Origin of the sequence: Fibrobacter intestinalis, assembly GCF_900167415.1 — a bacterium.
Classification (GTDB): Bacteria; Fibrobacterota; Fibrobacteria; order Fibrobacterales; family Fibrobacteraceae; genus Hallerella; species Hallerella intestinalis.
This window is the reverse complement of sequence record NZ_FUWU01000007.1, coordinates 59,244-85,743: the sequence shown is the minus strand read 5'-3', so window position 1 is coordinate 85,743 and position 26,500 is coordinate 59,244. Positions and strand designations below refer to the sequence as shown.

14 protein-coding genes, 1 tRNA gene and 3 pseudogenes are annotated in these 26,500 nt (G+C 45.3%); 4 read left to right on the top strand and 14 right to left on the bottom strand.

Annotation, left to right across the window (positions count from 1 at the left end; genetic code table 11):
* A partial coding sequence (locus B5D40_RS03405; protein ID WP_144319673.1) for an integrase core domain-containing protein occupies positions 1-290 on the top strand: 290 nt, incomplete at its 5' end.
* Positions 291-420: 130 nt separating this feature from the next.
* On the opposite strand, the pseudogene B5D40_RS16430 reads toward B5D40_RS03405, so the two are convergent.
* The 8 genes and pseudogenes from B5D40_RS16430 to B5D40_RS03360 form a co-directional block, all read right to left on the bottom strand.
* A pseudogene (locus tag B5D40_RS16430) lies at positions 421-947 on the bottom strand (hypothetical protein); the annotation flags it as partial.
* Positions 948-1,144: 197 nt separating this feature from the next.
* Positions 1,145-2,659 (bottom strand): glycosyltransferase, encoded by a 1,515-nt coding sequence (locus B5D40_RS03390; protein WP_078775773.1) that lies wholly within the window; start codon positions 2,657-2,659, stop codon positions 1,145-1,147.
* Between the two features lie 32 nt (positions 2,660-2,691).
* The gene (locus B5D40_RS15200) at positions 2,692-3,429 is read right to left on the bottom strand and encodes a hypothetical protein (RefSeq protein WP_143394322.1); all 738 of its coding nucleotides are present in this window, start codon (positions 3,427-3,429) and stop codon (positions 2,692-2,694) included.
* 9 nt (positions 3,430-3,438) lie between these two features.
* A complete protein-coding gene (locus B5D40_RS03380) occupies positions 3,439-13,311 on the bottom strand; it encodes a Tc toxin subunit A-related protein (RefSeq protein WP_143394321.1) in 9,873 nt (3,290 codons plus the stop codon).
* A gap of 241 nt (positions 13,312-13,552) precedes the next feature.
* A complete protein-coding gene (locus B5D40_RS03375; RefSeq protein WP_078775770.1) occupies positions 13,553-14,332 on the bottom strand; it encodes a DUF6261 family protein in 780 nt (259 codons plus the stop codon).
* Between the two features lie 983 nt (positions 14,333-15,315).
* On the bottom strand, positions 15,316-15,681 hold the full coding sequence (locus tag B5D40_RS15195; RefSeq protein WP_234978150.1) for a thiamine pyrophosphate-dependent enzyme: 366 nt from the start codon (positions 15,679-15,681) through the stop codon (positions 15,316-15,318).
* Positions 15,682-15,924: 243 nt separating this feature from the next.
* Positions 15,925-16,452 (bottom strand): annotated as a pseudogene (locus tag B5D40_RS03365) (pyruvate:ferredoxin (flavodoxin) oxidoreductase); the annotation flags it as partial.
* 232 nt (positions 16,453-16,684) lie between these two features.
* A complete protein-coding gene (locus B5D40_RS03360) occupies positions 16,685-18,040 on the bottom strand; it encodes an ATP-binding protein (protein WP_095849630.1) in 1,356 nt (451 codons plus the stop codon).
* 291 nt (positions 18,041-18,331) lie between these two features.
* On the opposite strand from B5D40_RS03360, the gene B5D40_RS03355 reads away from it, so the two are divergent.
* Both B5D40_RS03355 and B5D40_RS03350 read left to right on the top strand, forming a co-directional pair.
* Positions 18,332-19,138, top strand: a complete 807-nt coding sequence (locus B5D40_RS03355) for a hypothetical protein (protein WP_078775767.1) — start codon at positions 18,332-18,334, stop codon at positions 19,136-19,138.
* A gap of 21 nt (positions 19,139-19,159) precedes the next feature.
* Entirely contained in the window at positions 19,160-20,806 is a 1,647-nt protein-coding gene (locus B5D40_RS03350) for a fibrobacter succinogenes major paralogous domain-containing protein (RefSeq protein ID WP_078775766.1), read from the top strand.
* A 168-nt stretch (positions 20,807-20,974) separates the two neighbouring features.
* Here the strand turns inward: B5D40_RS03350 and tnpA are convergent.
* The 6 genes and pseudogenes from tnpA to B5D40_RS03320 all read right to left on the bottom strand — a co-directional run.
* Positions 20,975-21,431 (bottom strand): annotated as a pseudogene (gene tnpA / locus B5D40_RS03345) (IS200/IS605 family transposase); the annotation flags it as partial.
* 256 nt (positions 21,432-21,687) lie between these two features.
* Positions 21,688-21,948: a thiamine pyrophosphate-dependent enzyme gene (locus B5D40_RS03340; protein ID WP_078775764.1), complete on the bottom strand. Its 261-nt coding sequence runs from the start codon at positions 21,946-21,948 to the stop codon at positions 21,688-21,690.
* Positions 21,949-21,960: 12 nt separating this feature from the next.
* Positions 21,961-22,659, bottom strand: coding sequence for an FISUMP domain-containing protein (locus tag B5D40_RS03335; RefSeq protein WP_078775763.1), 699 nt, complete (start codon positions 22,657-22,659; stop codon positions 21,961-21,963).
* A gap of 287 nt (positions 22,660-22,946) precedes the next feature.
* Positions 22,947-24,422, bottom strand: a complete 1,476-nt coding sequence (gene trpF, locus B5D40_RS03330; RefSeq protein WP_078775762.1) for a bifunctional indole-3-glycerol phosphate synthase/phosphoribosylanthranilate isomerase — start codon at positions 24,420-24,422, stop codon at positions 22,947-22,949.
* Positions 24,423-24,484: 62 nt separating this feature from the next.
* Positions 24,485-24,796 (bottom strand): hypothetical protein, encoded by a 312-nt coding sequence (locus tag B5D40_RS03325; RefSeq protein ID WP_078775761.1) that lies wholly within the window; start codon positions 24,794-24,796, stop codon positions 24,485-24,487.
* 22 nt (positions 24,797-24,818) lie between these two features.
* Positions 24,819-24,903 (bottom strand) — tRNA-Ser (locus B5D40_RS03320).
* A 223-nt stretch (positions 24,904-25,126) separates the two neighbouring features.
* Between B5D40_RS03320 and B5D40_RS03315 the strand changes: the two genes are divergently transcribed.
* Positions 25,127-26,500, top strand: coding sequence for an ATP-binding protein (locus tag B5D40_RS03315; RefSeq protein WP_078775760.1), 1,374 nt, complete (start codon positions 25,127-25,129; stop codon positions 26,498-26,500).

Here is a 26,500-nt window from a genome sequence, read left to right as displayed (position 1 = left end):
CTACATCTCCCTTCCATCCGCAAAGCAACGGGAAAGTGGAACGTTTTCACAAGACCCTCAAGGCGGAGGAAGTCCGTCGTGACGCTTACCAGGACTATTCCGATGCAAAGAGGAAAATGTCGGACTGGATCAATTACTACAACTCGGAACGGCTACATTCCGCAATCGGATTCCTGACTCCTGACGAGGTTTTCGCAGGAAAGATGGAGGAACGACTTGCAGAACGAAGAACAAAATTGTATAATGCGACAAGAGAACGTGAGGATTATTGGGCTAACCAACAGATCTGACAGACTCCCTTATTAGCTTTGCCAAAATTTTCCAAGTTCAACTTGGGCGGGACACGGTCATTTAGGCCGGCTTCGTCATTCTGCTCCTGGGTCGTGAGCTTTTCCTTGAGTTCGGCGGGTGAACGGCTTCGAGGAGGCTCAAGGCCTGCTTGGCATGCTTCGTGATAGCGAGGCGCATACCGAGACCGAATTCAGCGTTGTCTTCGAAGAGGGAGTTCGCCCAAGCGGGGCCGCGGCCTTCCTTGTTCTTTGCCCACGGAGTGGTCGGGAGGTTACCGCCGTAAATGGAGGAGCAACCCGTAGCGTTAGCGACAACCATGCGGTCACACAATGGAGACCGTTCGCGCTAGACTCTAGTAAGGCATTCTGGTTGGCGCTCACTCTCGCCTCCGACGACTCGTTATGACGAGTCGCCTACGGCTCACGGAGCTGAGAAACGAGACGCACGTAAGCGGTTTCGCCGCAGCCTGCGCAGCTTCCGGAGAATTCGAACAGCGGTTCCAGGAGCATGGCCTGCTTGACCAGGTTCTTGTTGACCTTGGTACGGTCGAATTCCGGGAGGTCGACGAAGAAGTCGAAGCACTTGCCTTCCTGGACCTTGATGGGTTCCTGCGGCACCATGTTGATGGCCTTCTTGGTTTCGTCGGTCTTGTCCTTACCGATATTTTCTATTTGGGCGTTCCCCGCACGGCCCGTGCGGGTCGGGCTATATTCTAGGGGCAATCGTCTGCGCTTACGCTTGCCGCTCGCCTCCTAGAACCAAGCCCCGCTGCGCGGGTCTTGTCCCCAAGGGGTCACTTATAGAACACTTGGGAATTTATTCCCTTAGTGTTCTTATCCTCTATGAGGAATCCCTAACGCATATCGCCTTGACTCGACGGCAGAGGAACCACATCTTGCGCATCCAAAATTTCCTGAATAATTTTATATCCAGTCTTAATTGATATGTTTTGGAACGCAGGTTCTTTAGCATCTTCGTCTTCAAGCACATGGAAGACTTCACTTAGTTTATCCAGTTTCGCCTCTAAACGGTAATCCGACGTCACCCTGTTTATTGCGTCTAGCAGCGTATTCGGGTTTACGTTCGCCATAGACAGCATGTTGTCTATGCCGAGATACTTCAAACGAAGGGCGTTGTCGATCTGGTCTTTGCCCAATGGATTTATAACAAATTTGCGGTTGAAATACACGCATTCCTTGATTGTAGCAAGACCACCGTGGATTATGGCGCATTTAACATCGCCCTCTTCAAGCAATTTTCGCTGAGGCACCCAGCTGGCAATAAGAATTTTAGACTTGTCGTAATTCTTCCATTCAGGGCTGTTTACCAATTTGGATCCGGCGGCGACAATCAGGAAGCAATCCTTTAATTGCGGAGATTGCATCGCCTTGCACATGGAATGGAAAAGATTCTTGGCTTTGTCCTCGTAATCCAACACTTGGGAACCTGCAGAAACAAAGATGATATTTTCCTTCGCGATATACTGAGGCCAGTTAATAGGTTCTCCTTCGGAGTCAATGGATTGCGCGGAGGAAGAAAGTTCCTTTGTAATACAGGGATCAACGTAATGAACAAGAAAACCATGTTTGTAATGGTCATATTCATATTCTCTCGGACAAGGAATCAATTCATCGAACGTTTCCAACGGTTGGGTAAACTGCTGCAAGGTCATTTTCGGCGCATCGGTCGAGATTATGCCTTCTGTGGCCATATTTATAATCTTGTGCAGTTCATGTCTTGAGAACGATTGCAAGTTTACCCTGGCACGGATGGCCGGGTCATCTTGCGGGTGCCTCAGATAGGTGGTCGAAATGACAAAGTTTAGGTCTGCTCGTGGAGTCCATTCTTCCTCTTCGTTCTTTCTCTCAAGGCCATAAATCCAGTAAAGGAGTAGAGTCTCTAACGAAGTGAAATAACCCGATACGACGATATTTGGGTTCGATTGGGTCCATGCCATCCAAATAGACTTGGCATCTTCTATCAAATCCCTGCTAGGCATCCTAGCACCGCTTGGAAGGTTAAATTCAATATTTGAATCAACTACATCGCCATTTTCGTCACTCAGTTCAAAATACTGGCTATAAAGAATGGCCCAGATATGCCATGTTTTCCAACGCTCGTTAGGGTCGCTGGAACTTTCCGTGGTGTAGCCCTTAGGATACATATTCTGGAATATCGGGAGAAATTCATATTTTGCAGAAGAAGCATTATCTTCCTTATAGGAGTTTATGATACCTTTACAATCAAGTATTCCCATGTATCTTACGGTATGCCCCGCACTGTGCAAAGCATCAGCCCATTTCAACGTGGGCAACCAGTGTCCCTGTTCCTTGTAAACATCGGGCCAGAAGAGGACGCGTTTGAGCATTGTTGATTCTCCTAAAAGTTTATCGCAAGCAACTATTGCAGTTTCTTTATTTCAATTTCAAACAAATTGTCTAAACATTTTTTTTCAAGCACACTGCAATCACCCTTTTTTACCCAAAGTTTATATACATTACTTTTATACTCCATAACCCCTTGAACGCCAAGTGAAACATCATTTGTAACATTTTGCCAATTTTGCAAAGATAATTGCTGTGATAGATTTTTCCTAAAATCGTACGAACTTTCATTTGTGATAAATTGAGTTGAGTACAAAAAACTCAGGGAGTTAGACGCAGTATAATTCCACTCAATCGTCACTCCAAGAGAAAGAAATAATGGTTTGACCATTATTTCGCCAAATTCTTCTATGTCACCATAAAGATAATTTTTTTCTTGTTTTGTCACTGTTGCTGAAAGAATTTGCGTTTCGGACACATAAACCAATTCCACTGTCAAAGTGCTAGAATCTTCAAGTGTTTTGATGTAAGTTGAAGATCCTGAAAGTGTATTTGACTTTACAAAACCGAATGAACCCAAGGCTTCATCATAGGCGCTATATTCCTCGTTTGAAAAACTTTGCCCAACAACAACGCAGCCTCCATTTCCATCGTTGATATAATTAATTGTTGAACTTGGTAAATATTTGTTCGCTAAAGCACATGTTGATGTTGTTGGTTTGGTTGGATTTGCTCCAGTACTAGAATCAGAGGAACAAGCCACGATTAAAAATGAAGATATACCGAAAATGGTTGAAAAGATATTTCTTCTCATAACAACTCCTTAGGAATTTTTTGCGGTGAAACTTATGTAAAGAATAACATCGTCAATTGAATTCAGATTGTCAGATTCACCTATAGTCAAATTCCATGATGAATCTAATCCTGCACCTTCAAACGATGTATATTTTTCTGTTTTGAAATTGAAATCAAACTTTCCACAATCGGAATTCGCCATTCCCGTAGCGAATGTACAAATCCCAATTCTGTTTTGGATTTCATTGCCGTTATATTTCAACGTGTTACTTTCAAGAGTCAGTTTCGCGTTCAAAGCAAGACCATGAAAATCAGGGGCAACAACACGCAAACGAACATCGTGGATACGGCAGAACGAAATACCTAGTTTAGAACAAATATCACTAGAATTGATATCGAAAGAACAATTACTCAGAGTACTCAGAATTAATGTGCCATCTGCATCATCAGCAATTTTTTTTATTTTTCGTAGACTGATGGGCCAAGTAATCTCTTGTTCCCGTTTATCATTCTCAAGATAAGCAACTTCCATGGCATGCAAGTCTGCAATCAGCCTATCGGCAGAGAGCAAACCACTATATGCACCGTCCCAATAGCTATTGCTAATAAACGACTTCGCATTGCCCATATCGGTGTCGCCAATCTCGAAGTGATAACATTTTTCGGCCATCCTGGCAACTTTCGTAGTCAGCTTGCACATGGTCTTGGAGAGTTTTGTCATCTGCTTTACAAGCCATTCATGCAGGTCCTTGTTCGTGAACTTGTCGCAGAGAAATTCGTATTCTTCTTCGTCTCGCTCCAGTTCCTTTTCGAAAAGCTCTTGTTCCTTCTCGTTCTGTTCTTGTCGAATCGTATTGACAATAATCGCCTTTTCCGTTTGGTCTATTTCGTTTGTTGCAACTGATTCTTCGAAAGTTTCCTCTTCCGTTGCCTTCTTTTCTTCGCCCTTGGCTTTCTGTTGTAAAGCAGCTGCTTCACGCTCCATCGCTTTCGACAGATAGCTTTCGGCCATGGTAATAGCCGCTTCGCCAAGTTTACGACCTCCGTATGCGGCCATGTGGAAGTCGATACCACCAAACGCATTCACAATGCCGCCCGCATCCAAATCTGGAATGCTGTACATTGCAGACGCAATGCGCTTCGCAGATTCCACTTTTTCACGAAGGTCGGCGACCTTCTGCATGGTCTTGGCGTAGCCGTTCTCAAAGTCGGTCTTAAGTTTTTCAATGTTAGACTTATGATGTTCCTGTTTTTTGGTTTTCTTTTCCTTTTCAACTTCCAGCGAAGAAGCCTCTGTTTCGAGTTCCTTCATCTGAATTTCGAAAATGCTTTGCGAGAGTTTCTTGGCCGCAATGCGGTGTTGCATGCGCAACTGCGCCAATGCCTCGGAATCCTTGTCCTTCAATGCCTGCAGCAACGTTTCTTGCATGTTGCGCAAGTCGCGAGCGATTTCTAACGCCTTCGCAACAATGACCTTGAAGCGGTAATGCGGCAATGCGGCTCCGGCATCAGCAAGAATGTCACTGATGGAAAGCCCTGCTGCCCTAGCCTTTACAAGCATTCCCGGGTCTATTGGCGGAGCAAACAACGCTAGCGTCCTCTTGACACCCTCGATGTTCAGGCTATTTCGAATCTTGTAGAGTCTGTCTGCCACCGTTTCCCAGAACGCCATCAGGTTCTCGTTACGTGGAACATTGAAATAGAATGTCTGCTTCGAAATATTTGCAATCAAGGATGTCCTATAAGGATACTTGTTTTGATAGGTGTCCCTGTCGCGAATACGCCCAATCAACATAGAATCTTCATATTCAAGGAGTGAGTTTGCCCAATCAAGATTCCCGTCTTCTCCAGCTTCGGCAATCAACTCGTCGGCAGTCCTTATTTCACCAGTCAACGGATCTGGGGCTTCTGCACTCTTCGGGCCAAGAATATCCGCCGCCATGATGTAGAACTGAATTGCCAAGTTTACAGATTCTGTAGTATCTTGAGTGAATAGTTCGTCACCACGGGCAATAAGTGTGTTCAAGTATTTCATGACCACGAATTTCTGGTAAGCCACCAGGCGCTGTTTTGCAATCAAGTGCGGTTCGAAGGGGTCGAACTTCCACTGTTCAATCAAACACTGCAAGTCTTTTTTCTTCTGCGAATTATCGGATTCTTCTAGGACGGCAAGCGATTCTAGAATAGTCTTGTCGGCATCAGGGTTTGCATAGAACGGTAGGAAACGCCAATACTGAGCTCCAGAGGGCAAGTCATCTGCCCAGCGGGCGATTTTTTCTGGTCCTTCTTTTTTGCCTTGCGGGTCGAATACCAACTGCAGCCATTCAAGAGCTGCCTCGTATTTTTCCTCCGCAATCAATTTGTCGGCAATCCGCACGGGAACATAGAAAAACAATTCCCAGTTATAAATGCCGTTGGGAGAATTCCACGAGAAATCTACATAGGGCGCAGGATAAGGCTTTGTCACATGATATGTCGGGCAATAATTACTTTCGAAGAAGGATTGTCCCATATCCCATGCAGCCCAGTCACCAGCGATGTGGTAGCCGATTGCGGAACCGAAATAGTAATTGTAGCCGGAATACATGGTATAGTAGCTTTGGACTTTTTCCAAAGCCTGTATTCCCCTAGTGTGCAGTTCCTTCTTTCCGCCATTCCTATACTGGTTGAAGAATTCATCCATGATGGGGTGGGACATCAAAATGAATTCATAAACACGCTTGTTGCCCTTATTCGCCTTCGGGCAAACGAAGTAAGTATTTGTTGAATCCATATAGAAGAATGGCAAGTCGCTAACATGGCCGGTTTCATCTTCAGGATCATAGAAATCCATATTTACAGGCAGAATTCGAAAATCTTTTTGAGCAGATAAGATTTCCTTTTGCTTGTATACAAGAGGCTGTTTTCCATTGGAGAACCAATAATTGTGTTTAAGAAAGCAACTCGCTGGAGAAAACAAATATACACCAGTTCCACGAGAATCACCATAATGCCCCATACTATCAAGTGATAAGGCTTTTATATCCGTTCTGGATTCGTCTTTTCCATCACTCGAAAGAAGAAAAATTCCTAGCGCGCTAATTCGTTGAGAACCCAATTCTCCAAAATCACGTACTTCAATACATTGCTGAATTTGTGTATCATTGGTGACAGTAACAAATTTTATAACGTTTCTTGTTGTTTCACCATTGTTTCGCATCGCTTGATATATGTTTTTGAGATGGTTATAGAACTCGTTTTGGGTTCTGGCATATTCGATATCGCATTGCTGAAGAAGAATTTCATAATCGGACGCATTAAATTGATCCAGCAATGTTCTAAATACACGTATACGAATATTCCCATTATCTTGATCCAATTTGAAATGGTATCTATCGCCAATAGACTCATTAGGAGGCAGTTGAAAATTTAATGGATCTATAGATGTGTCGTATAATACACTTTTCGTCGTTTTAACACCAAGCCATTTATTTCCATTAAAACAAGTCCAAGCAATCTTGATTTCTACATAAAATTCAAGTTGAGGAACGCTTACCCCATCCGTTACACCCGAATTCAATTGCCTTTGTCCCTGCATAAACTGAGGCCACGCCAGATAAAGGCGACCATTCATCAACTGGGGGAATACCACATCACCTGTGATGTCTGCCTCAATTAATTCCCATGGAGACCACGTCCCTCTAGTATTCTTTTTCGCGAAGTACTTACGGTAATAGTAACGATGTGGCTCGCCACGAGTTCTGCCGATAATATGCAGCGTATAGACGGTTTCCCCGTTCGGGTCGCCATCTTCCTTGCAACAGCCCACAATTTCAAGGTTAGCTGTTTCACGCATTTTCTCCAAGTATTCTGCATAGATGCGTTCCATGTCGTCACTGTCGCCACCCACTTCTTGCAGGCGTTCTTCCAGTTCGGTGAAGAACGAACTCTTGTCGTCACGCAGACTAACATCAAGCCAGTTCTCAGGATAGAGGAATACTTTGCGGTTTGCCACCCAAACTTGATAATTCTTCATCCATTCCCACTGGGAAAGAGCCGAATCGCTAAACAGGTTTGCACCATCAATAGTTTGACCTTCCAAGCCAAGCTGACAACGTTGAACAAACAACTGCAAACACGCATTTGCCTGAACAATGCGCGACATGGACATATCAGGTTCCATGAGGACATCGATCAAGTAATATGCGTAAAGGTCATTCGTATTCAAGAACGATTGCGGATATTTTTTGGGGGTAGTCTGAGATTCCCAGCAAACAAATCCCGCCAATGCATCCCTTCGTTCTTTACGGATTTCGTCACTTACGCCCTGTATAAACTTATACCATTCAGATTCACTGTAATTGGCGTTCAAGTTGTCGTTTAGTTCCTGAACGGCTTTTTTAAGTTTTTCAAAGTTACCGATTTCGTCGTCGAGTTCTCTGGTCTGTTCTTCATTGCTGCCAGTTTGTTCTGCCAAATCAGATTCTCTCAACTCGATGAACAGATTTTCCAATGTTTCTGGGGTCGTGAATGTTTTTAAATAAAGCTGATAAACCTTGAAGAACCTAAACCACATTCCGGTTTCAGACCAGTTGCTTATTTCAATTTGTTCCCAAGTATTTATATCTTCGTCTAGTTCAATATTGAACACATATTTGTAGCATTCGGCGAAAACCGACTGCGGAATAAGAAGTAAACGTTTGAGTTGCAGAAAATTCGTTATCGGTGTGTTCAACGAATCCTTATCTACAGGCGGAACGGCTGCATACGAGTATTCTTTATTGCCAAAAGCATCCGAAACAGAATACGCTTCGATTAAGGATTCAAATACTGAATAAGGCGTGATATTTGACAAAAGATACAATCTTTCATCTTTATCAATAATTTGGTAACTATACAATTCATTCCAACTATTCCACCCAAAGCCTAAAACAAGGCCTGTTTCTACATCAGAGGAATTTAGAACATAACCAGAAACATATTGATAAAGAATGTTTGCTTTGTATAGGGCATAATATGCAATATAGTCAATTTCGCTTGTTGTCGCTAAAGGTTGAGCACTAGGCCAAAGAGTATTTTTCACACGGCTGGTCCACACATCGATAGCTGCTGTAAAAACTTTGACCAACAAAGCCTTGAATGCGTCTTGCGCCTTTTCATCAGCCGCTATCCCAAATTCCTGCGACAGCATTGTATAAACTTGTTTTTCTATCCAAACTGGCTTTAAATATCCGTAGAATTTATATAGTCGCTGAATTGGCGTTTTTTGCTCATCAAGGACATCCTCAATTTGTTCAGAATCCTCTTGTAAAACGTCATTCAACCAACTTTCTAGGTTCGTTCGAACCGTCAAATCATCTTCATCAATTGGTAAAAGCGCTTGTGAAATCAAATCAATATAAGGAACATCCTCATATCCCAATGACAATAGTATTTTGCTACAGGCATCCTTGTATGCAATAACGTAATTTGCATAGTGATCGATTTCAGATTCTTCTTCCTGCTCTTCGCCCTCTTGAAGCTCTTCATTCCTTGTTTGTTCCTGTGAGGGCACTGTTCCGTCAGGATAATCGTTTAGTTCATCCTTTTCATCAATTTTTACAGCGTTCCACGACTCCGCAATAGATGTGTATAAAGAGCCTAGTACGATTTCATCGGAGCCATCCTTTTGAGAGACACCCATAAACGCTTCGGCCTTTTTCGTGACGGAATCATCCGGCTTACGAATTAGGTCTTCAATCACGGATATTGGCAGGGATGTTCCCTGGCATTTACGAATCGCCATAGAGAAGTCCCTAACATCATCTAGAGAACCGAGTCCCGCATCCTGCAATAGATAAAGTTCATCGGCTGTCAGGTTATGTTTTTGAGCAAATGTACCATAGCGGTAAACATAGTTCAATCCGTTCAGAAATTTTTCGTGTTGCTCATGCGCTTCGTTCGTCGATGCTCCAGTGAATATTCCACTTTGCTCCAAGAAATAAAGGACATCTTCTTTTTTCAGGGATAAACAACTTGCAGCAGCCTTTGCAATATCGTTTTCAATGTATTCGTCGTCGTATTTTTCAATTTTTGCAGCATCTTCCAAATCTTTCGGTTCGCGATAACGTTTGAAAAGGACAGGAACATCAAATACGGTCTCCAGCTCATCTTCAGTTAACGCAAATCCATACCAGGCAAGGGAATTGAGCGGGGTTATGCCAAAACGCACCACCATTTCCTGGACGCGGTCCCAATTACACAGAGGGTCTTCCGCATACGGGAAAGACGCATTTTCGGGAGTTCCTTCATCGGACTCCTTGCGATTCAATTCATCATAACGCAAGGCAATATCCGCAAAGTTCCAGCCAAGTAAACGACGGAAGCGAATGAAAGCAGCCAATTCAATGAAGAAATTCCTTAGGCGATCACCGCCTACAGACTCGTCGCCATTCCTGTTGTTTCCTTCAATGGTTTCCTCAAAAAGAACATAGCCGTTGATGTCCGCCAATTGATATTGTAAAGCATCGGGGCAATGGTAATTGACATGGTATCTGGCTAAAGGCGGGAGGGCGAGGAGTTCCTGCAATTCCTTGAACGTGATTCCGGCACGGTCTAAAAGAATTGAAACATGTCTAAGGATGTCATCCCAATCCATATTTTTCAGATACGGTGTCGGACGACTCGGATTATCCATCTTGTATTCCGACTTATCCGGGAAATAGACATTGTTATTCTTTTGCGTTAAGCCCCAAGAAGTCCATGGCTCGCTGAAATTTTCCTTGAACAATATTTTGTGCAAAAGTTCGTCAGCAAAGAGACTATTTTTCTCCGTCGCCTCGCGACCAAGGCTTTCCGACATACTATAGAATGTAAGTGGAATATTCGCCAGCAACTTAGTCGCTTTTGTCCTGTAAGTGTTCAGGGGGAGCATTGCCGGATAGGCATGAGTCATCAGTTTCTGATTGGCAACAGTCTGTCGGGTTTCGCCTTCACCGTCCTTTTCCCATTTTAAAGGTTCTGCGCGTAAACTGGCAACCGTTGCGCTGGACGGAGTCTGGTTAGCAACAATATCAGCCTTTGTTTGGTCGTCATGGCCTGCAAGACATTCAAGCAATTCGTTTACCAAGTCGATTGTTGGCATAGCAACTTCGGCGTTGGCTTTGGTCAATTCCAGGTTTAGAAGATCCGAACGGCGTTCATGGAATCTTTTGTAGGGTTCTTCGTTCGCCTTGAAGAAATTCAGCAAATCTACAAAGTAGGCAGACGCACTCAATACGGACTGGCCCTCGGTGGCTCCGTTCCTATTGATGTTTCCAAAAAGGTTCTTCCATGTAGGAGAAATTGCGGCAGGGATTCTTGGTAGGGCTACATTTGAGCGAGTTGCTTCGCCTCGCGTCAAACCACCCGCAGCCATAACCGTCAGGTTCGGAGTCACGCCGCGCGAAGTGGGTGGCAACATCTTGCCGTTTTCGTTCAGGTTTCTGTGGAACTGACCAATTGTAAACGCAGCCTCGGCCATAAAGCTTTTGGCGACTCTGTGAATTTGCGTCGCCTGTTCTTTTGTGCCAATTCCAAGGGCGTGCTCTGCGACAAAATAGTCCTCGTCAAGTTGAGCTATAGATGTAGCTGATTCAAAACCATTGTTAATGAGATAGGCGACCGCATCAACATCGTCCGTTAAACGGAAAATGCGTTGCAAAATATGAAGTTTGTTTAAAGTCGTTTCGTCGGTTATCTTTTCCGCATAGATATGTTCGTCTTCGTATTTTTTAGAATCTTGTTCAATAAGGCTAAAACCTTCCCATTGCTTTGATTTCAGTATACGGAATAAATTGGCCCAGGCTTCGCCGGAAAGTGCAGAAGAAAGTTTTGTATAAAGTTTATATTGCGGGAACCACGAGGCAATCAAGTCCTTTAGTTTCTTTGTATAGAGAATTTTTTGTTCTTCTTCTGTGTTGCCTGGGAATTCATGGGGTAACCCAAGGGAATCTTTCGGATAATATTTTTTATATCGAGTTGAAACTTCATCGACAATATCATCCCAATCAGCAGCCTCTTCTAGGGAAAGAAAATCCTTCAATTCGGTAAAGTGATGCCTAGGGTCGATTGCATATTTATATGCCGCCACTACGAAATCGCTATACCAGTCGCCAAAATTGCACAGGTCTATTAAAAGTTGCAATCTCGTTATATCGTCATCTGTCAATGAAGTAGAATTTTGTTTCTTTAGATTAGAGATCATCTCACCATAGTCGCAACCTGCATTGTAGAAAGCGTTCATCAAGGAGTCAATTTTTTGTTTATCATTTCCTGTTAATGAAGGCAAATTAATGCGAGCAGATGTTAAAACTCCATCTACGTAAACATTCTCTTGAACCAAGTCTTCTTTTAGGAATAAATAAAATATATGGTATGGCGAGAATTGATCTTCCATCTCGTTAACAACAGCAGAAGACATTGTCGCTGTTTCCCAAAGATTCCGCATATCTTCAGTTTTTACATCAGATGCAGAAATATAATTGCTTGTAGATGCATCAAATAATGCAGTTTGCAAAGCGGGCTCTGCGATATTCACAAGATCGTCAAGATTTTCGACAAGTTCCTGATATGTGAGTGCGAAAATACCTTGTGCATACTTTTCAGGAGAATACTCATTTTCTGTTTTTTCCAGCCTGCCAAGCAAGCCATAGTAAAGGCTATACGCAAGGAAATATGCCCTGACTTCTTTGTCGGTGCGATGTTCGCGCCCTACCACTAGCGGGAATTCATCTACATTCTTCAAGAAGTCGTCAATCTTGTTACGTCTATCCGTTAAATAGGTTGAACCACTGGTTACCGTTTCACGATATATCGCAAGTAAACTATCCAATTCTTCAAATAGAGACTGTCTGTCTTTGGTTGACGATGTATCGAGTTCAAAATCAATCCTTTGTTCCCGTTTCCCGTTAAAAACAAGCGGTTTGAAAATTGTAGCCTTGGGTGTTGGCGCTCCTGTTTCGTATACTTCTAGTTTTGCGTATAAAGACGCCTTATCCTTGCCAAAAGCATCTTCTGCATCCAACAGGAGCCCCTGTGGCAATATTTCGGGATTATAGGAAATCGAATATTCACCGTTTTCGTCAGTTTGTTGAAAATTTCCTAATTCTTGATGAACGAAAGTTCCGGTCGAATGATTGTTGATGTCCGTGATGTCGTAATGCAGACAATATGCCGTAATTTTCACGCCTGAAACGGGGCGGCCCAGTTTGTTTACTACAGAACCATAAATTCTGCAAGAACCATCCGGAATTACGATATCGCCCGATTCGACCTTTATGTTGATGAATTCACGGGCAGAAGCGATTGCCGGACCGGCCTGGTTCGCAACATTCACGCCGTCAGCGGAATAAACTCGGACAAGAAGGTTTGGACTGGTTATAGAAGTATCGCCCTGTTGAAATTGGGCCTTAGTGTAGCTTACGGAATAAAAACCAACAGCATTGAGTTGGCAAAAGCCTAAATCCCGCGGAGCACCATTGCGGACATCGAAAACCTTGACATAGCCGTTTGTAAACGGCACTTTGGACGAATAATAAACATTTCCGCAAACGGTCCAGTTCTCGTTTATGTCGCCATTGACAACGATATCGCCCATGTATAATTCATGCGGGGGTGTAGTATATATGCATGACATCCACAAGGGATTGTATTCGTAATCAGTCACACGGATTTGCAAGGTAGGGTAATCAGCTTCAGGGGAGCCAACCTCTTGAAAACGGTCCTTATGAAAGACAAGTTCAAATGCCCCCGTATTGGAGTCTATGTCCGATTCAGCAATCCATTGCCAACCACCTTGGGGAAACATATGGTATGCCAAAATGCGACCTTGATTGTGGAACACGGTTCCGTCTGCATTGTGAATCGTGCCGCGAACAAACCAAAGGTTGGGGTCTTGAGACATAGGGACTCCTTTGAAGTGATATTTTTACACTATTTTACAAATAGTAATATAATCAATTTTATGAACAACGGAAAAATCCTTACTAAAAAATTTATGAAAATGTTGCAATTTATAGAGTTGGTTGTCTTTTTTTTTCAAAATTTAACCGTTTTCGACAAAACGCCCTAATTTTAAGCAAAAAAAGTCCTGTCTGATATCCGATCAGGCAGGAGATTCGTTGTTCATGTCTTGTATTTGATTGCTATGCGGCATTTTCCTCGTCCTTGGTTTCGGTGGGAATTTCGATTACCGCCGTTTCGGGTGTTTCCGGAGTCACGGTAATCTTGCCCCTTCCCTTGCGAAGTTTCAGGTGGGCCTTCTTCAGTTCGATGTGGCTGTTCACGGCCTTGATAAACTGTGTGCAGCCTTCATCGCTTTCTAGGGTCGCCTTACCGATGGCAAGCGTCGTCACGATACCGAATGCATCCAGGCACCGTTCACGGTAGACCTTGGTGAGTCCGTTTTCCCTGGCGGCGAGTTCCCTGTTGCGGGTCTGCACGGCGGCCAGGTAATCGTTGTTTTTCTTTTCAAGGTTTTCGAGCCACGGCTTGAATCCGCAGGCGTCCAGCTTCGCATCGTCAATGGCCTTGAGGCTGTTGACAATGTTCGTGAAGACACCCGTGGACTGGTCCTGATTGAGGTAGAAGGGGTCCGCATTTTCGGTAAAGATCTTGCGGAGCCTTTCTCCGGTGGCGACGACATCCTTGTCTGCAAGGGACCTGAGGCTCTTGGCAAAGTTGCGGCAGGCGGCGTATGCGGCGTTGCGTTCCTTGTCAAGGCGGCTCACGATGCTTGCGGCGGATTCGTCCACACTTACTTCAATGAGGTTCGCGTATTCGGTGACGGCCTTGCGGTAGGCTTCGATGGACGGGCGAATTTCTTCGCCCTTGATGCTTTCTGTCAGTTCGACGATGTTCTTGTGGAGGCCAAGGAATTCGTCGTTGCGGAGTCTGTTGTAGCAGATGCTGTTGATTTTCATCATGATGCTATCCTCGTTTTGAAGGTTGCCGGTTTCAGTTTAGCGAAAGGTTTCCATGCGCCTTTCACAAAGTTAGATGTGCTGGTTGCAACGCCAGTTGCGTCAGTTTTGTACAAGTTCGTAGCACATTTGACGCCTTTGGCGTCCGTGGCTACGGCTCGGAAATAAAAATATACGAGTATATTTTTGCTTCACTCACCTTGCACACTTTTGTCTTGTTTTTGTAAAAGCATACTTTGTTTGTTAAAGCCGCTTTACAAAAGGCGCGAAAGTGCTCCTACAAATGTTTTCGCGGCTTTGTTCCTGAACAAAACCGCTTCTACAAAAGTTCAAGCACGATTGTTCACGGACAAAAGAGCTTCTACAAAAGTAGAAGCACCTTTGCAAACGGTCAAAGCCGCTTGTATAAAAGTTCAAGGGCTTTTGCTCACGGACAAAACGGCTCCTACAAATGTCCAAGCGTTTATACACAAGTGACAAAGGCGCTCCCGCAAAAGTTTGAGCACCTTTGCTCACGAGCAAAAGTGCTTCTACAAATGTTCAAGTGCTTTCGCACATAAACAAAACTGCATCTATAAAAGTTGAAGCTACTTTGTTTGCGGACAGAACTGCCTCTACAAAAGTAGAAGCGCTTTTGCATAAATGCAAAAGCGCTCCAACAAATATTTGAGCGGTTTATGCAGTATGTTGGGTAAGTCCGGGCGTTGCGGGTGCGGCGTTTGAGCACCCGTTAGAAGGGGAAGCGGAAGACCCGCGAATAGGAGAAGCCCGCTCAAGGCGGGCTTGACAATGGGTGGGGCGGGGCTGGAGCGTGGGGGAGACTTCCCCCTTTCTTTATAAAAAAGACGAGAGCCAGGATTTCTCTTGACTCTCGTCTTTGATTTTTCGTATCCGGTAGGGTAGTGCAGGACTAGATTGCTTCGTCGCCTTGCGGCTCCTCGCAATGACGTATCCTGTCTACTTCCTACTGTCTACTGCCTACTCGTTTACAGACTAATCAGACCTTCGGTATCTTTGCTCATCGCATCGTAGAATGCATAACGTGCGTCGACTTCCTTCTGGAGGTCGTCGGCGAGCTTCTTGGCCACTTCCGGATTGTTACGGGTGAGCTGCTTGTAGCGGTTTTCGGTGTAGATGTATTCTGCAACCGGAATCGTCGGCTTCTTGGAGTCGAGAACAAGCGGCGCCTTTCCTTCGGCGGCGAGAGCCGGATTGTAGCGCAACAGAGTCCAGTAACCGGAATCCACGGCCATCTTCTGGTGCTGAAGCTGGCTGTTCAGATCGAAACCGTGGTTGATGCAGGGGCAGTAGCAGATGATCAGGGACGGACCACCGTGAGCTGGAGGCGACAACTGTCAAGTTGTCGTCGTAGGCGAGAGCACAAGTCAGTCGGACATTCTCTTTTGCATTTGACTTGTGCGGTCGTGTAAAGTGCTTCCGCTTCCTGGAGAACCTTCAGGGCCTGAGCGTCGTTTGCGCCGAGGGCGATACGGCCCAACGATGACGACCGTTCGCGCTAGACTTTGGCGAGACACTCCGATAGGCGCTCACTCTCGCCAACACGACTTGTTAAGACAAGTCGCTTTTGGCTCACAGACGTTCTTGTAACTCATGGCGATGAGGCCGAGGTCCTTCTTGCCGGCGCGCTTACCGGCGGCAGCGAAGAGAGCGACTGCGCCACGGTTCGTGGCCTTGGAAGCCTGTCCACCGGTGTTGGAGTACACTTCGGTATCGAGGACGCAGATGTTCACGTTTTCACGCTGGGCCTTTGTGAGCCGGAGGCGACAACTATCAAGTTGTCGTCGTAAGCGAGAGCACAAGTCTATCGGAGTTTTTTTTTGCATTTGACTTGTGCGGTCATTTAGGCCGGCTTCGTCGGACTGGTCCTGGGTCGTGAGCTTTTCCTTGAGTTCGGCAGGAACGTTCACGGCTTCGAGGAGGCTGAGAGCCTGCTTGGCATGCTTCGTGATAGCGAGGCGCATACCGAGACCGAATTCGGCGTTGTCTTCGAAGAGGGAGTTCGCCCAAGCCGGACTGCGGCCTTCCTTGTTCTTTGCCCACGGAGTAGTCGGCTGGTTACCGCCGTAAATGGAGGAGCAACCCGTAGCGTTGGCAACGACCATACCCTATTTGGGCGTTCCCCAGCTCGGTTGCCCTCGCCGGGTCGGGCTATATTTTAGGGGCGGCCACCTTCGCTTCGCTCGTTGCCCGCCACCTAAATCCGAGACCATGGTCTCGGCCCCAAGGGGTCACTATCCTAACGCAATTCTAGCAACGAGATGCCTAGCGCCAGTAAATAGTGGTCATAATATACAGATTGCCTGTATATTTCCCGACTTCAATCAATATTGGAAATTACAGACAAATGGTCATGTAGGGCGGAATGCAGATAGTTCCGTTTTCTTTTATGGAGTAGTTCTTGGGATGGATGATATACGATTTTCCGATACGCTTCTTGTAGATTTTTTTGAAATCGGTTAAAGACGATGTGGTATAATTCTTTGACGATTTTACCTCGATGGGGATGACTTTTCCGCTTGCGGAATCGCTCAGCAAAAAGTCAATTTCCATATCGTTTCGGTGCAGTTCTTTGTTGTATCGGGTGTAAAAGTAAAGCCGGTGCCCGTTTGCGGTAAGCATTTGCGCAATGGCGTTTTCATAGAGCATACCCTTGTTTATTGAAAGCTTGTCGTTCATGATTTGCTTGTACAGCGAATCTCTTGCAATCGCATTTTCACTGAAGGCATGCGAGAACAGAATCCCCGTGTCGCCCATGTAGCATTTGATGGCAGAATCGTCGCCGTTCAGCCCCAAGCCCACATTGGGGTCGGAACATTTGAGGCAATTGTTGGTAATCATGGAGTTCGAAAGCCACATGAAGGTATTCTCGTAGGTGTTTTCTGTGTTGATGCCGGATTCAATTCTGGAGAGACTTACGCGTTTCTCGTGCTTGGAGAGGAATGCGGGAATTTGCAGGAATGTGGAAAGGACCTTTGACTTGTATGCACCCTTGATTTTTTGGATATCCTTCTTGTAGAGGGCGATAATGCTGCGTTTGCGCTTGTCGCTGTATTCAAAGCTGAACGTGTGTTCCAGAAATTCGACGATGGACTGGGGCATCCCACCGATAAGCATGTATTGCTTGAATAGTTGCATGGCGTCGTTGTGCAGACTGCGCTCAAGGGCTTCTCCTTTGCCGAAACATTCCCGGATGTAGTCGCAGATGGAGGGCTTTCCGAGTGCCTCACAGAACTCCTCGAAATCCATCGGATACATTTGGATAGATGTTTCTTCCGATGGAATGGTGATGTCCTTGACGTTTTCGTTGATGGAAATGAGTGAACCTGTCTCGATGTAGTCGAAGCGCCCGTCCTTGACAAGTTTCTTGATGCTTTGTCGGGCCTTTGGGAATTTTTGAACCTCGTCGAAAATGATTACGGAGTCACGGGGATGGAGCGTGATACCGTAGGTGTAAGAGAGCGTGGTAAAGAAACTGTTGAGGTCGCTCATCTTTTCGAACACTTTCTTGACGGAAGCCTCGCAGTCGTTGAAGTCGATAAGGATATACGACTTGTATTCGTGCTGGGCGAATGTTTCTACGATGGTGCTCTTGCCAATTCGTCGGGCCCCTTCGATGAGGAGGGCTTCGCTGCCCTGGGATTCGGCTTTCCATTGCAACAGCTTCTGGTAGATTTTGCGTTTAAATTTAATCATTTGTATGCCTCCGCTGATGAGAATATAAATAAATATTGTTAAAAACGCAAGGTGTTGTGTGTCAAAATATTGCTAAAAGCGCAATCTAATAAATGTGAAAATATTTCCAAAAGCGCAATGTTCTCCATTTTGGCCATTACTGGATAAAATGGTTTCTTTTTTGCTGATTTTACGAATCGAATTGTAAAATTTTCTTTAAAAATGGCCGAAATTTCACAAAACACTTGACATTGTTTTTTTTTTGTTTACATTTGGAGGGCTTAAATACTTAAATAAATAGATTGCACAATGTCGAAAAACGAAAACGAATCCGTTAGCTCAAGGGAATTGGCTGAAAAGTATAATTCCGATTATGTAAAGATTCTGGGCGATTTTAAACTTGATTGTTTTAAACGTTCAACATCCTTAACCGTGTATCGTTATATGCGCTACAAGTGGGCCAAAAATCTGATTGAATCCAAGAAAATTTCTTTTGCGGATCCAGCCACCTGGGAGGACCCCTTTGAAAAAAGATTTGTTTGCGGGGATTACGAACAGTCTGGATTCAAGAAAAACCAAGTGGCCGCATTTTGCGTGACAACAGAACATGGAGAAAACGAATCCGCTTTTTGGCGCCAGTTTGACATGGAAAACCGCCACGACCTTGTTCAGTTGACTTTTGACTTCGACGTGTTGATTAAGTCGTTGAGCGATTTCGCCCAAAAAAACAATGCGAAGGTCTATGTAAGCCCTTGTAAATACGATTACACGAGTGAAGAAATAAAAAACAATAGTAAAATTCAGAAGGTTTACAAAACAATCGATGAAGAAAGTTTCATTGAACTTGCATGCCTCAAAAGGCGTGCCTTCAAATACGAATACGAACTCCGCATCTTTATGTATGGCGAAAAATTGCCCATTGAAGGCGGTCGTCTGAATATTCCTTTAAAAGGCAAATTGGTGAAAACCCTGAAGGTTTGCCCAAATCCCAGTGTGGAAGCCTTTGTTTCAAATGATTTTGTGAGGGAGATGCTTCAGGAAAGGCTTGGTATAAGAGTTGAAAAGTCCCATCTTTACGATGAGGTGTCGAAATTCAAGTTTTCAAGGGGTAAATAATGAAGAAATTTGACGTGTTTTTTGGCGGGTACACTGGCTGTACTAGGTCTTGTTGGCTGCGGTGGCGATTCCAGCGGAACAGGCGTAGATGCAGCAGACATGAGGGTCGAGACCATGGAGAATCTGCCCAACTGCACGGAAAATAGGGAAGGCACCACCGCCCTTGTGACCGAGGACAGTTCTACGTACAAGTGCGAAGAGGGAAGATGGATTTTTATGTCGGCACCCCTGCCTACCGTAAGCACCTTGGACGACCTTTCCAACTGCACTGCAAAAATCGACGGCGATACCGTGAAGGTGGAAAAGGAAAGTGCGGTTTATAGGTGCGATGATGGGGAGTGGATAAAATATTACACCCTGACAGACACTTTGGCTACATCTGACGCTCTGCTGGCTTGCGTGGAAAAGCGTGAAGGGAATACCGCTTATATTACAGAGGAACACGCTCTTTATAAATGTGATGATGGTGTTTGGGGAAAAATTGTTTCGTATATGGATACGGTTTCCACCAAGGATGCTCTGGACAATTGTACTGCCAAAAGGGAAGGGGATTCCACATACGTGAGCAAAGAAAATTCGGTATATTTGTGCATCGAAAGTGCCTGGCGGTATTTGGGCACGGTGGCGGCAAACTCCGATGAACTGCCAAACTGCACCGAAAAGCGTAATAATGAACAGGCATTTGTGGTGGAAGAACACATGACGTTAATTTGTAGTGAAAGTAAATGGTACCGTTTTGACATTTACACCATCATCGAAAAGGAAGAGGTGAAATCCAGCAGTTCCCCAAAACAGGAAAACGACTGGGAAGATTATAACCCTGTGTCGTCATCTAGCAAGGTCACATCTTCTTCCAGCGTTATTCTCAGCTCTGATTCAAAATCTAGCAGCAGTAACACATCCAGCACTTCGGTACAGTCATCTTCTAGCAGTAAGAATGAAGCAATCTCCAGTAGCAGTGTTTCTATATCTTCTTCCAGCGTCATCCTGAGCGGAGGCGAAGGAACTCTAAAAGATTCCCGTGATAATCAAGTTTACAAAACCGTCACCATCGGCACCCAGACCTGGATGGCAGAGAATCTGAATTATGCTTATAAGGGAAAAACAAGTACTTTCGATTCTTCTAGTTTCTGCTACGACGATGACCCCACCAACTGTTCAAAATACGGTCGTCTTTACTTGTGGTCTGCGGCTATGGACAGTGCTGGAACTTGGAGTACCAACGGGAAAGGCTGTGGTAACGGAAAATTCTGCTTACCTACATACCCTGTTCGTGGTGTTTGTCCCGAAGGCTGGCACTTGCCAACTGAAGAGGATTTTAGGATTTTGTCAAGGGGTACCGGTGCAACCTGGGATGAGAGAAACTTCTATTACATCGACGCCGGAAAGTATCTTAAATCCACTAGTGGCTGGAACGATAATGGCAACGGTACCGATGCCTACGGCTTTTCCGCTCTCCCAGCGGGCATCGGCCTCCAAGGCGGCCCCTTCCAACAGTTGGGCTACATGGCGACCTTCTGGAGTGCCACAAGAGTCATAGAATCTAATGTCGACGATTTTTATAGCGACGACGCCTTCGTCATGACGTTGGGCCAAAGCATCGATCACGCTTTCCTGCCGCCCCAAGACATGTACTTTGCATCGTCTGTCCGTTGCCTCAAGGACTAGCAGTGAGACTCTGTAGCGCAGAAATGCTCGCATTTCTGCATTGCAGAGCCGAACCGGGCCTAGTACGCAAACACCGGGCTGGCTTTTATTTTTACCCAAAGTAGCAAAAATATTGGAAATTACAGACAAATGGTCATGTAGGGGTCTGCCACCTGCGATGGTCCTTACCCGGCTACCCGTAAACGGGTTATTTCTTTCCGAATAGGCCTAACTGTTCTCCGTACTCGTCTTCTTTCAATTGATTTTCAATGTACGCCTTGATTTTCTGCGTATTTTTCCCTGTCGTGTCAACGTAATACCCTCGGCACCAAAACACTCGGCTTCGATATTTTTTCTGTAATTCAGGATATTTCTCATTGATCATCAAACTGCTTTTGCCCTTCAGGTATCCGACGATTGATGATGGCGAGTATTTCGGGGGAATCGAAAGCAACATGTGTACATGATCAACGCAGACTTCGGCTTCAATAATCTCAATATCCTTCCATTCGCACAATCTTCTCAGAATCTTTCCTATCTCAAGTCTGCGTTCCCCGTAGAAAACCTTCCTTCTGAATTTTGGGGCAAACACAATGTGATATTTGCAATTCCACGTTGTATGTGCAGTTGTATTTCTATTATTCATATTAATCCTTTGGTTTTATTGTGATGCAGTTGGCAGACCGCACCATCAATTTAGTCAAAGGATTTCTTTTTTCATGATTGCCAGAAGGCTTTACTTGAACACCCCAGCATAGCTGGGGATTTTCATTTTATACAAAAACACCCCACCACTCATCGTGACGGGGCGTTTTCACTTTCGTCATTCTGACACCGAAGGTGGAAGAATCCAGGACTGGATCCTTCACCCCTGTCGGGATTCAGGATGACGCGTTAACCGATTACAGGCTGATCAACCCTTCCGTATCCTTGGACATGGCGTCATAGAATGCGTAGCGAGCGTCCACTTCCTTCTGGAGGTCGTCGGCCAACTTCTTGGCAACTTCCGGGTTGTTACGGGTGAGCTGCTTGTAGCGGTTTTCGGTGTAGATGTATTCTGCAACCGGGATCGTCGGCTTCTTGGAGTCGAGAACAAGGGGAGCCTTGCCTTCGGCGGCGAGAGCCGGATTGTAGCGCAACAGAGTCCAGTAACCGGAATCCACGATTAGGCAAGTCTATTCCTTTATACAACGAATATAATACTTCATTGTTTCTATCCAATGTGAGTTTGACGCATGCATATATCCGCCATATTCAACATAAAATGTGAAAAAATAATCGTTGTTATCATAATTACTGTCAATTTCTCCTGTCCAAAAGGATACTGTTTGATTTTTTTCGCGAAATTCATTCAAATAAGCAAATCCGCCTGCTCTTAAAGCCATCCCACATTCATTGAGATTTACTGTATCTTTTATATTTTCCCAATATCCTGCGTAAAGAACATCTCTCTTATTATCAACATCAACCATTAGTTCTTTATAGTCGCTTACCATTGGCATCCTCCATCCGGTTGGGCATAACTGCTTTATATACTCACCACCATACAATCTTCCATATTTTTCACAATTTTCAGGTAAACTATCATAGCAAAAACTTCCTGCGGCTTCATAACTTAAGCTTTGCGCCATCCAAACCTGGTCACCGATGGTCGTATATTGATATTCCTGACCATCACGTTCATCCACGAATGTTCCTCGATTTGGCATGCCATAGATGTTCGTTCCTTCTGAAGGGCAGACGGAGGCTGCATCAATGCCCTCATCCGCATCGGTTGTGCAGGCATTTAGAATAATAACGAATGAGCAAATCATAGCCATGGCAATGATTGTTTTATTTTCTAGGAGAAACCTAGATACTGTTGTCGAATTCATAACGAACTCCTATCTGAAGATTTTCCAGGACAGAATCTCATTCCCGCGACGAAGAACAAGGTAGCTTCCTGGTGTGAATGTGTAATTTGAAATTGAAACAGAATGTTCGCCCTCGTTCCATATTCCGAAACTGCGCTTATATGGACGCAAAGAAAAATAGCCTGATGCTCGGAGGAATCCTACCATGGCATCTAAGTTCTTTATCGAAGGATTGTTGCTAAGAACTCCTTCGAATTCACGCATCAGCGTGTTGCCATTTTTATTGGTGAAGATTCCAAAAGGCATTTTCAACGCACGGCTCTGCAGAACGCGCGCATTTTTTCGGCGGATTTTTTCCCGGGGAAACTTTCCAGGGCACTGGAAAGATCGACCAGTTCGGGGTGAAAACTTTTTACGATTTCTTGGATGTTGTCCGCAGAAATGCCTCCGGCCATCCATAGCGCCGTTTGGGAAGAAAGCGTTTGCAGCGTTTCTCCGTCAATGCGTTTGCCTGTGCCGCCAAGGGCTTCGGGGCTGTAAGCGTCCACCAGTGCGCGGGGGATGCCGTGCTGAAAATGATTCGCGAGTTCTTGCGCTTCGTCGCTGGATTTCAAGCGCACCGCTTTGTAATATCCGAAATCGGCGGATTCCAGTTCTGCGGGTATTTCGCATCCGTGGAATTGGATGGCGTCCAGAATGCCGCCATTCGCTAACCCCAGCGCTTCGTTTGCTTCGGGGCTTTCGTGTTCGGTGACGACTCCCACGCAAAGGGGGGCATCTTTTCCGAATTGCTTTTTCACTTGGGCGATGACATCTTGCGCTTCCGTGGCATTTGTTTTTCGGGGGCTTTGTGCGCTGAATACAAAGCCCAGCAGATTGGCGCCGAGTTCTGCGGCAAGAAGGGCGTCGTCCGCGTTCGTTATTCCGCAGATTTTGACGATTGGCTGGCCGGGATTCCTTGTGCGCAGGGATTTTCGCATTTGGGCGATACGCTTCCAGAATTTTCCAAAGCCGTCGGGTTTGGCGTGCAGGAAGCCTTCGACGAGCTTTTGTGCGGCGGGTTGGTTTTTGGCGGCGGCTTCACCGATGAGGACTCCGGCAAATCCGAGGCGACGGGCGAAGGCCGCATCTTTTGCTGTCTGGATGCCGCTTTCAAAAACGGCGCGTTCACCGAGTTCGTCGATAAATTCGGCGGGGATCAGGGAGTCGATATGAAAGTTTTTTAGGTCTCGGGAATTGACGCCGGCCACGCAATCGACTGTGGCGCGGATTTTTTTCAGTTTGCGCAGGTCGTCTTCCGTGCGGACTTCCACAAAGGGTGTCATGCCCAAGGCGGCGGTGCGTGTAGCCATTTGCAAAAGGGTTTCGTCCGAAAGAATCCGGGCGATGAGAAGGACGGCGTCCGCGCCAAAATCGTAAGCGACATCGACTTCTTCGGGATAAAGCAGAAAATCTTTGCGCAAAATGGCGCAATCGGGTGCGGCTTCTGCGACTTTTAAAATGTCGGCGAGGGAACCGTTAAAATAGTGGCTTTCGGTTAAAACGGAAATGGCGCTGGTTCCCGCTTGGGCGTAAATTCGGGCGGTTTCCGCAGGATCGAGTCCCATGGCGATATTTCCCTTGGATGGGGAGGAACGCTTGACTTCCAAAATGGTTCCCGCTTTTTCGATAAAGGGGTGCAGTGGACGTTTTCGAGAGGGGCGTTCAAATCCGAAGCAGATTCCCAAGCGGGCGATATCCGCTTTTCTTTTTTCGATGATTTCGTTCAGAATATCCCGGGCCATTTATTTTCCTAAAAAGAAAAGCGACCCCGAAGAGTCGCCTTTGAAATTTTATGTTTCAAAAGTTAGATTCCAAAAGCGTCGTTAGCCGAGTCCGCCATGCTCTGACCATCTTGAGGATTTGCGGAAACAGGCGCGCCGTTGGCTTGCGGAGCTTCTTCGGCTTCCTGTGCGGAAGCGATGGAAAGCTTGTTCGCTTTAAATTTGTTCATCGCGATAGTCGTCGGTTTCATCGTCAAATTCACATAACCCTCTCGGTTTGCTTGTTCGTTGATGAAACGAGCTTCTTGTGCCATCATCACCACGGCACGGAAGGTGGAACCCTTGCAGGCTTCGCTTGCGTAGATGTCGTCAAGGTAAACGCGATTGTTAGACATAAGCCACCTTGTAAAGTTTTAGAAGAGGGAGAGGGATTCGAACCCTCGTTACAGTTAAGTAAACACGCTTTCCAAGCGTGCGCCTTCAACCACTCGGCCATCCCTCCAAGGATGCGTCGCAAAGATAATAAAAACCGGCGCGTCTTGTCAAGGCAAAAGTCGGAAAAAATGCAAAAAAGGCTTGTTTTTTTTGTGTTTTAGGGAAAATTCGGCGAAATTTTTCGTTTGAAAAGACTTTTTATGGGAACGACAAAAAATCCCGAAGGAATTCGGGATTCGTTTTGCTTGCAGTCGTCTTTTCGAACCGGTATAAATTTGCAACTTTGCTCTATGTTAACAGCGTCGCAAATACAAGAATTAGTGAAAGGCGGAGAAGGCTACAATGTGGATTTCAAACGCAGCGTACCTTCCAAAGTCAAGGAAATCTCCGATGAAGTTGCCGACTTTGCCAATGCCGCCGGCGGTTATGTTCTTATTGGAGTTGATAACGATAATCACATTGTCGGTGCTGAAATTGATAACAACAAGCGCTTTGCCATTCAAGGTACAATTGGAGAAATTTCTCCGGCTCTGAAATGCGAGCTTTATTCCGTCGATGTGGGAGACAAAAAAGTATGGGTCATTGATGTTCCAAATGGCAAGGACAAACCTTATATTACGGGAGGGGTCGTCTATGTCAGAGAAGGGGCCAATTATCAAAAACTCCGTTCTGCCGAAGAGATTAGGGCTTTCTTTGCCGAGTGCGCCAAGATTTTTTACGATGCCATTCCTTGCCGTTGGTTTGATATTGATAGAGAAGTAGAGCCGCGTAATTACAAGACCTTTATGGAAATGGCAAACCTTTCCGATACTTTACCTCTCGGGAGTTTATTTGAAAGTCTTGAACTTTTGACAGAAGATGGTGTTGCCAAAAATGCTGCGGTTCTCTTCTTTGGTCGCGACCCGGAACGTAAATTCCCCCATGCTGTTATTAGGTGTCTCCGCTTCAAAGGATTGGACAAGGTCCATATTATCGACGACAAGACTTTTGGAGGACCATTGTATCAGCAATATCTCGATGCGCTTTCATGGATTGAGAGTAAACTCGAAGTGGAGTATATCATCAAAGGGACTGGACCCCGCCAGGAAATATGGGAAATTCCTCTTGATGTTTTCAAGGAAGCGATTATGAACGCCATTTGCCATCGTGACCTATATGAAGAAGGTGCGACAGTTATGGTAGAAGTATATGATGACCGGGTTGAGATATCGAATCCCGGTGGATTGCTTCCAATAGTAGCTGCGGAATTCGGGCATAAAAGTATGAGCCGCAACCCGCTGATATTTGGACTCTTTACAAGAATGCAGGTTGTCGAGAAAGTTGGATCCGGCATTCCCCGAATGCGGAAACTGATGCAAGACGCAGGGTTGCCAGAACCGAAATTTGATACCCAGGGCTTCTTTACGGTGACATTTATGAAGCGGGGCAAGACGAATAGCATTCGGGATGATAGATTAAATGATAGATTAAATTCCCGTGAAAAAAGAGTACTCCAACTTTTGTCCGAGAGCCCCGGTCTAAAAACCAACAAGTTGGCCTCGTTAGTAGAAGTCAGCGTTCCCACATTATCTCGCACCTTAAAGAGTTTTATCGAACTTGGATTGATTGAATTTCGTGGGGCCAAAAAGACCGGAGGATATTTTTTAACCACAGGCAAACATTAA